Genomic DNA, 6,000 nt, shown 5'->3' with positions numbered 1-6,000 from the left:
GCTATAGACCACATTTAAGTTTAAATATGAACACCCCGAATCAGACGTATGAGCAAACTAAAACCGAGCTAATTGCTTAACTCGGTTTGAAGTGGAATACTGTCAATCTATTTCAGGACAAGACATTGCTCAGTGCTTAGTTATCACTGGCAAAGGCGATATCGCTGAGTCCGGCTCCACTCGCACGCGACATCACTTGCGCAACTGTGTCATAACGTGATTCTTTATCAGCTTTTAAGACCAATGCAGGCTTACGTTCTTGCTGACCAGCTGTATTTAGACGACTTTCTAAATCTTCGAGCGTGACAATATCACCATTCCAAGCGATATCACCCGCTGAGTTAATGCTGATAGTTACGCTTTCAGGCGGCAGATCAATCACTTCTGCAGTCGTTTGTGGCAAGGTTAATGGAATTGATGGGTTGGCAACAGTCGCAGTCACCAAGAAGATGATCATCAATACCAACATAATATCGATGAGCGGAATGAGGTTCATCTCATTCATGCCAGCATCGTTGTCTTCACCCAATTGAAAAGCCATTAAGCTTGACCTCCAGCTAAACTTTGCTGCGCAGTTTTCACGTCTTCTTTCTTCGCAGCAGAATCTTGCTGCAACATGGTGTCAATCAATAAACCATGTGCTTGATCTTGCAATTCATTCGACAGTGTACGGTTAAAACGAACACAGATGTTATAAGCCAATACCGCAGGAATCGCCACAGCCAAACCAAGACCGGTCATGATCAAAGCTTCACCGACTGGAGTTGCCACTTGCGCTAAACCCGCTTGACCGCTTTTACCCACTGCTACAAGGGCATGGAAAATACCCCACACTGTACCGAACAAACCTACGAACGGTGCAATTGAAGCAATCGTACCCAATACAGATACGCCTTTTTCAGCATTAGCTTTTTCTACCGAAATTTGACGTAGTAATGCTTGTTCAGCCACAGCCTTACGTTGTTCAAAAGCCAAAGGAGCAAATTTCGCTTTCAGTTTGCTTAGTGCATCTGCAAGGTGGTTATATGCCACTTGCTTGAGCTGACGTGTGCCCATAATACGAAGAACGAAGATCGTCCAAGTCGCAATCGACATTGCAAGTAACACGAAATACAGTGTTTTGCTGACTGCATCTGCATGTTGCCAATAAACTGAAAAGTTCATATTCGAACTCCTAATGGGTTAGCCGGAATCTTAATTAAGTTTAAAGTTAAATGGTTGATCAACTCGCGTCGGAGTTGCCACACCATTATCAATATATTTGGATAAACGCGCACGTTTCACTGCTGCAGTCACTTTACGGTTCACAGCAGCGCCACAAGTCGAGTTTTTAATCGATGCTGATTCGATTTTACCTTCAGCACTTGCAGCAATCGCAACTTCAACTGTACACGACGCTTTTAATTCACCATCTTCAAATTGAACATTCGGTTTCTTAATCCAACTGACACCATTACCGATGCTGACTGTTTTAGGTGTCGGTGGCGCAGGTGGTGCTGGAGGCGCAGGTGGTGGTGCAACAGGTGCCGGTGGTGTTGGTTCAACACGAACGACTTTCGTTTCAGAAACCACAGTTGAAACAACAGGTGTTGGTGGTACGTTTTTGACCGCTTCAACAGTTGGTTTCGGCGCATCTTTCTTTTTCACCTGTTCCACTTTTTCCACTTTCTTCGGTGGAGGTGGTAAAGGCTTATCTACAATTTTAACTTCTTTTGGCTTTGGTGGCTCTTTCTTCGGTTCTGGTTTTGGCTTCGGAGGTTCTGGTTTTTTCTCCTCAACAATCTTCACAAAGCGAACTTTAATCGGATCTTTTTCGATCGGTTTCAGTTCTGGTGCTTTCATATTGCTGACCGCCCACAATACGCCCACATGCCCTATCACAACAGCGAGAAGCGCAGTAATGATTTTCTTTTTCATCGGGTTAGGTGATTGCATCATTGGAGCGGGAGATTGACTCATTAAACTCAGTTACCTTGAAGAAGCGATTGCATTTATTTTGTCAAAAATACAATCATGCTCATCGGTTAGCACAATTAAAGTACGGCAATAATAAATGAGAAGTGTTTTCATTTGCAACTATTAATTCGTCAGTTTTAATGACTTTTTTTAATCATAATATAAAAAAGGCATACCTAAAGTATGCCCTTTTATTCAAAAAATCATCTCGTTTTATTGAAATACAACAGTTTTATTACCATCGACAATAATACGATCTTCAAGATGCCATTTGACTGCACGTGCGAGTACATTACGCTCTACGTCCTGACCTAACTCACGCAATTGTTCAACGGTAAAGTCGTGGCTTACACGCTCTACGTCTTGCTCAATAATCGGCCCTTGGTCAAGATCCGCAGTCACATAGTGTGCTGTCGCACCAATCAACTTCACACCTTTTTCATGCGCTTGTTTATATGGGTTCGCACCAACAAAAGCTGGGAGGAATGAATGGTGAATGTTGATCACTTTCATTTCCCATTTTTGAACAAATTCTTCGTCTAAAATTTGCATATAACGAGCAAGAACCAATAAATCATTGCCTTGCATCAATTGATCAATTTGCTCATAAGCTTCACGTTTATTTTCTTTGTTCACAGGAACAACTTCAAACGGAATACCGAAATTTTCTACAGATTCACGTAAAGCATCGTGGTTAGACACGACTTTGGTGATTTCACATGGCAAACCACCACGTGCATGACGCCACAACAGTTCAAGCAATGCATGGTCAACTTTAGACACCAAGATACCGACTTTCTTCACATCACTGACTAAAGCTAAACGCCAGTGCATGTTGTAACGCTCAGCAACATTGCTCGCAAATGTTTGAGTTAGACTTTCTTTACGGCTTTGTAAATTGTCCAATTCGAACTCAACACGCATGAAGTATCGCCCCCCTTGAGCTTCAGTCGCGTATTGATCAAGTGCGGTAATATTTGCTCCCTGATGATACAAAAAGCTCGATACAGCTTGCACAATCCCCGGTTTATCTTCACAGGTAATGAGTAAGCGTGCTGTGTTAGCGGTCGACATATTCATGTTGGTTTATATCACTAATCAGTTAAATTGAAAAAAGAGCCGAGTATTCTAACGCTTTTTAAAGCCAGACTAAATAGTCTTATTCAGTAACCTGATGCTTTGCGTTTGAAAGACTTGCAAATAAGTCCGACGGCCCTAAAGTTTCGAGCAATCGCTCATAGGTTTCACGGCTTTCACCACGTAGATATGCACCTTCTAAGAACACCATTTGTCGTAGTGCTTGCCACACCCACTTTTCTTCCAAAGTGTTTGAGTCAGTAATATGGCCAGACATATAAAGGAAGTTGGTCCAGTTGGTCAGCACGATCCACAAGTTAATGGTTAAGGCCTCAATTTCAGAATCGGTCATCTGCATTAAGCCTGCGTCAACAAAGGCACGATAAATTTTCTGCCCTTGTTGCATGACTTGACCGGCAAAACGTGGATACATTTTGCGGAAATCTTCATTATTTTCGACCAAGTGATAAACATCACGATGTAAAAAGCGATAAGCCCATAATTGGCTACTTAACACTTGGAAATAGCGAATTTTATCATTGGCATCAAGCTGACGATCATCAGGAAGCGCTAACATTTCTAGCGTTTCATGCTGATATTGCTCCATTAATTCCTTAATAATTTCACTTTTATTTCGGAAATGGTAATACAAGTTACCTGGGCTCATTCCCAGTTCAGCAGCAATATGATTGGTTGTCACTGAACGCTCGCTACGCTCATTAAACAACTGCAAACTCAGCTGCAAAATACGTTCTTTCGTTTTTAAGGTTTTGGTGTGAGACATCCTAAAACAACCATTTATTTCAAAGCATTAGAACACTAACACATAAAGTAACTTGACTATTTAGAGTATTTGCTCTAAAAATTAATTAATCGCTAATTTGGATATGGTCGTGCGACATGAATAGTCAGACAAAAACAACTTCAATGACACCACATTCTTTTGATCACCAGCATCTCAACAATATGTTGGAACAGCAGAAACAAGCGTATTTACGTTACCCATTGCCTACAGCGAAGGAACGTATTGACCGTTTGGCTCGGCTTAAGCGTATCTTAGTTAAGTATCAAGATCAATTTGCTGATGCAATTAATCAAGACTATGGTAACCGTTCTATCGGTGAAACCAAGATTGGTGAGTTGCTCACATGTCTTGAACACATCAAATATTATAGCAAGCATTTGACAGACTGGATGAAACCATCCAAACGCCATGTCGGAATTATTCATCAACCTGCAAAAGCATGGGTGCAATATCAACCGCTTGGTGTCGTCGGCATTATTACGCCATGGAACTACCCACTGCTTCTTTCTATAGGCCCACTGATTTGTGCTTTGGCTGCGGGCAACCATGCCATGATCAAAATCTCGAGTGCCTCTGCGGCATTCGGTGATGTGCTAGAAAAAGCTCTCGCAGAAGCATTTCCTCAAGAATTGGTCGCAGTCGTCAACGGTGGTGGCCCAATTTCAGATGCGTTTAGTCACCTTGCCTTCGACAAAATGATTTTTACTGGCTCGACCAATGTCGGTAAAACCGTCATGGCGGCAGCGTCTGAAAATTTAGTTCCGGTGATTTTAGAATTAGGCGGAAAGTCACCTGTATTGGTTCATCCGTCTATTGACCTAGCAGATGTCGCACAGCGTCTTGCTGTTGGTAAACTTTGGAATGCAGGTCAAACTTGTGTTGCACCTGACTATGTGTTCTTACCTCGTGGTAAAACGGCTGAATTTTTAGATCACTATAAAGTGTGCGTTGAAGCCATGTACCCAAGTATTGCCCATAATCAGGACTACACCTCGATTATTAATGACAAGCAGTACAACCGCCTACAAGGTTATTTAGAAGATGCACGTGATCAAGGCGCACAAATCATCAGTTTTAACCCACAAAATGAAGATGTGGATGCTGTACGTAAAATTGCACCTACTGTTTTAACGGGCGTTACTCCAGACATGCAAATTATGCAGCATGAAATCTTCGGTCCGATCCTTCCGATCATGGAATATGATCAAATTGACGAGGTTATTGCTTTTATTAATAGCCGTCCTCGTCCACTTGCTTTATACTATTTCGACTTTGATCAGGCACGTGCCGACTATGTCGCAACACGTACCCATTCAGGACATTTCGGACAAAACACGGTATTAACCCATGTTGCTCAAGATGACCTGCCGTTTGGCGGTGTGGGGGCTTCGGGTATGGGTAAATATCATGGTCCAGAAGGTTTCTTCAGTTTGTCGCATGAACGCTCGGTGATGTCGAATCCAAAACTCTATAGTTTGAAATTCATTCTTCCACCGTTCAATAAGCCGATCCACAAACTGATTTCGAAGACACTTCTTCGATAAACGATCAAGGCATGAACGATCACACTAGGTGATCGTTCGTTTTATGCAAAATCGCTTGTCTTTTAAGCGCATTTTTGATATAAAACGCCCCTTGAATGAATTCAATGTTTTTTTTGACTGGCCATACAGATTTGCTGTTGGCTAAATCAATGGAGTTACACCATGTCTAAGGTTTGCCAAGTTACCGGCAAGCGTCCAGTCGTTGGTAACAACGTCTCACACGCCAACAACAAAACTAAACGCCGGTTCGAGCCGAACCTGCATCACCACCGTTTTTGGTTAGAAAGCGAAAAACGTTTCGTACGTCTTCGTCTAACTACTAAAGGTATGCGTATTATCGACAAATTGGGCATCGAAAAGGTTGTTGCTGACCTACGTGCTCAAGGTCAAAAGATCTAAGGAGCTACGAACATGCGTGATAAAATTCGCCTAGTTTCTTCTGCTGGTACAGGTTATTTCTACACTACCACTAAGAACAAACGTACTATGCCGGAAAAAATGGAAATCAAAAAATTTGATCCAAAAATCCGTCAACACGTAATTTTCAAAGAAGCTAAAATCAAATAATTTTAGTTTTTTGAAAAAAACGACCTACTTAGGTCGTTTTTTTTGCATTTT

The 6,000-nt window shown here is 41.9% G+C and carries 8 protein-coding genes; 3 read left to right on the top strand and 5 right to left on the bottom strand.

Translation table 11 applies throughout. From position 1 onward, the window contains the following. Window positions 1-136: 136 nt before the first annotated feature. From FTU37_RS10225 to FTU37_RS10205, 5 genes are all read right to left on the bottom strand, one after another. Window positions 137-541 (bottom strand): biopolymer transporter ExbD, encoded by a 405-nt coding sequence (locus tag FTU37_RS10225; protein WP_078189686.1) that lies wholly within the window; start codon window positions 539-541, stop codon window positions 137-139. Then, window positions 541-1,164, bottom strand: coding sequence for a MotA/TolQ/ExbB proton channel family protein (locus tag FTU37_RS10220; protein ID WP_168377886.1), 624 nt, complete (start codon window positions 1,162-1,164; stop codon window positions 541-543). Before FTU37_RS10220 ends, FTU37_RS10225 begins: the two co-directional genes overlap by 1 nt. Window positions 1,165-1,194: 30 nt before the next feature. Then, on the bottom strand, window positions 1,195-1,959 hold the full coding sequence (locus tag FTU37_RS10215) for a TonB family protein (protein WP_168377887.1): 765 nt from the start codon (window positions 1,957-1,959) through the stop codon (window positions 1,195-1,197). A 210-nt stretch (window positions 1,960-2,169) separates the two neighbouring features. Further along, window positions 2,170-3,036: a formyltetrahydrofolate deformylase gene (gene purU / locus FTU37_RS10210; protein ID WP_078192727.1), complete on the bottom strand. Its 867-nt coding sequence runs from the start codon at window positions 3,034-3,036 to the stop codon at window positions 2,170-2,172. A 79-nt stretch (window positions 3,037-3,115) separates the two neighbouring features. After that, the gene (locus tag FTU37_RS10205; protein ID WP_168377888.1) at window positions 3,116-3,817 is read right to left on the bottom strand and encodes a TetR/AcrR family transcriptional regulator; all 702 of its coding nucleotides are present in this window, start codon (window positions 3,815-3,817) and stop codon (window positions 3,116-3,118) included. A gap of 116 nt (window positions 3,818-3,933) precedes the next feature. Between FTU37_RS10205 and FTU37_RS10200 the strand changes: the two genes are divergently transcribed. From FTU37_RS10200 to rpmG, 3 genes are all read left to right on the top strand, one after another. Further along, window positions 3,934-5,382: a coniferyl aldehyde dehydrogenase gene (locus FTU37_RS10200; RefSeq protein ID WP_078189691.1), complete on the top strand. Its 1,449-nt coding sequence runs from the start codon at window positions 3,934-3,936 to the stop codon at window positions 5,380-5,382. Window positions 5,383-5,544: 162 nt separating this feature from the next. After that, window positions 5,545-5,781 (top strand): 50S ribosomal protein L28, encoded by a 237-nt coding sequence (rpmB, locus tag FTU37_RS10195; RefSeq protein ID WP_000048256.1) that lies wholly within the window; start codon window positions 5,545-5,547, stop codon window positions 5,779-5,781. Window positions 5,782-5,793: 12 nt separating this feature from the next. After that, window positions 5,794-5,949: a 50S ribosomal protein L33 gene (gene rpmG / locus FTU37_RS10190; protein WP_001205031.1), complete on the top strand. Its 156-nt coding sequence runs from the start codon at window positions 5,794-5,796 to the stop codon at window positions 5,947-5,949. Window positions 5,950-6,000: the final 51 nt, after the last annotated feature.

Origin of the sequence: Acinetobacter sp. YH12097 (genome assembly GCF_013419225.1) — a bacterium.
GTDB lineage: Bacteria > Pseudomonadota > Gammaproteobacteria > Pseudomonadales > Moraxellaceae > Acinetobacter > Acinetobacter amyesii.
This window is presented reverse-complemented; position numbering and strand designations above follow the sequence as displayed.

Coding starts and splice junctions, on each gene's coding strand:
- FTU37_RS10225 (WP_078189686.1), bottom strand. CDS start 541: ATGGCTTTTCAATTGGGTGAAGACAACGATGCTGGCATGAATGAGATG.
- FTU37_RS10205 (WP_168377888.1), bottom strand. CDS start 3,817: ATGTCTCACACCAAAACCTTAAAAACGAAAGAACGTATTTTGCAGCTG.
- FTU37_RS10215 (WP_168377887.1), bottom strand. CDS start 1,959: ATGAGTCAATCTCCCGCTCCAATGATGCAATCACCTAACCCGATGAAA.
- rpmB (WP_000048256.1), top strand. CDS start 5,545: ATGTCTAAGGTTTGCCAAGTTACCGGCAAGCGTCCAGTCGTTGGTAAC.
- purU (WP_078192727.1), bottom strand. CDS start 3,036: ATGAATATGTCGACCGCTAACACAGCACGCTTACTCATTACCTGTGAA.
- FTU37_RS10200 (WP_078189691.1), top strand. CDS start 3,934: ATGAATAGTCAGACAAAAACAACTTCAATGACACCACATTCTTTTGAT.
- rpmG (WP_001205031.1), top strand. CDS start 5,794: ATGCGTGATAAAATTCGCCTAGTTTCTTCTGCTGGTACAGGTTATTTC.
- FTU37_RS10220 (WP_168377886.1), bottom strand. CDS start 1,164: ATGAACTTTTCAGTTTATTGGCAACATGCAGATGCAGTCAGCAAAACA.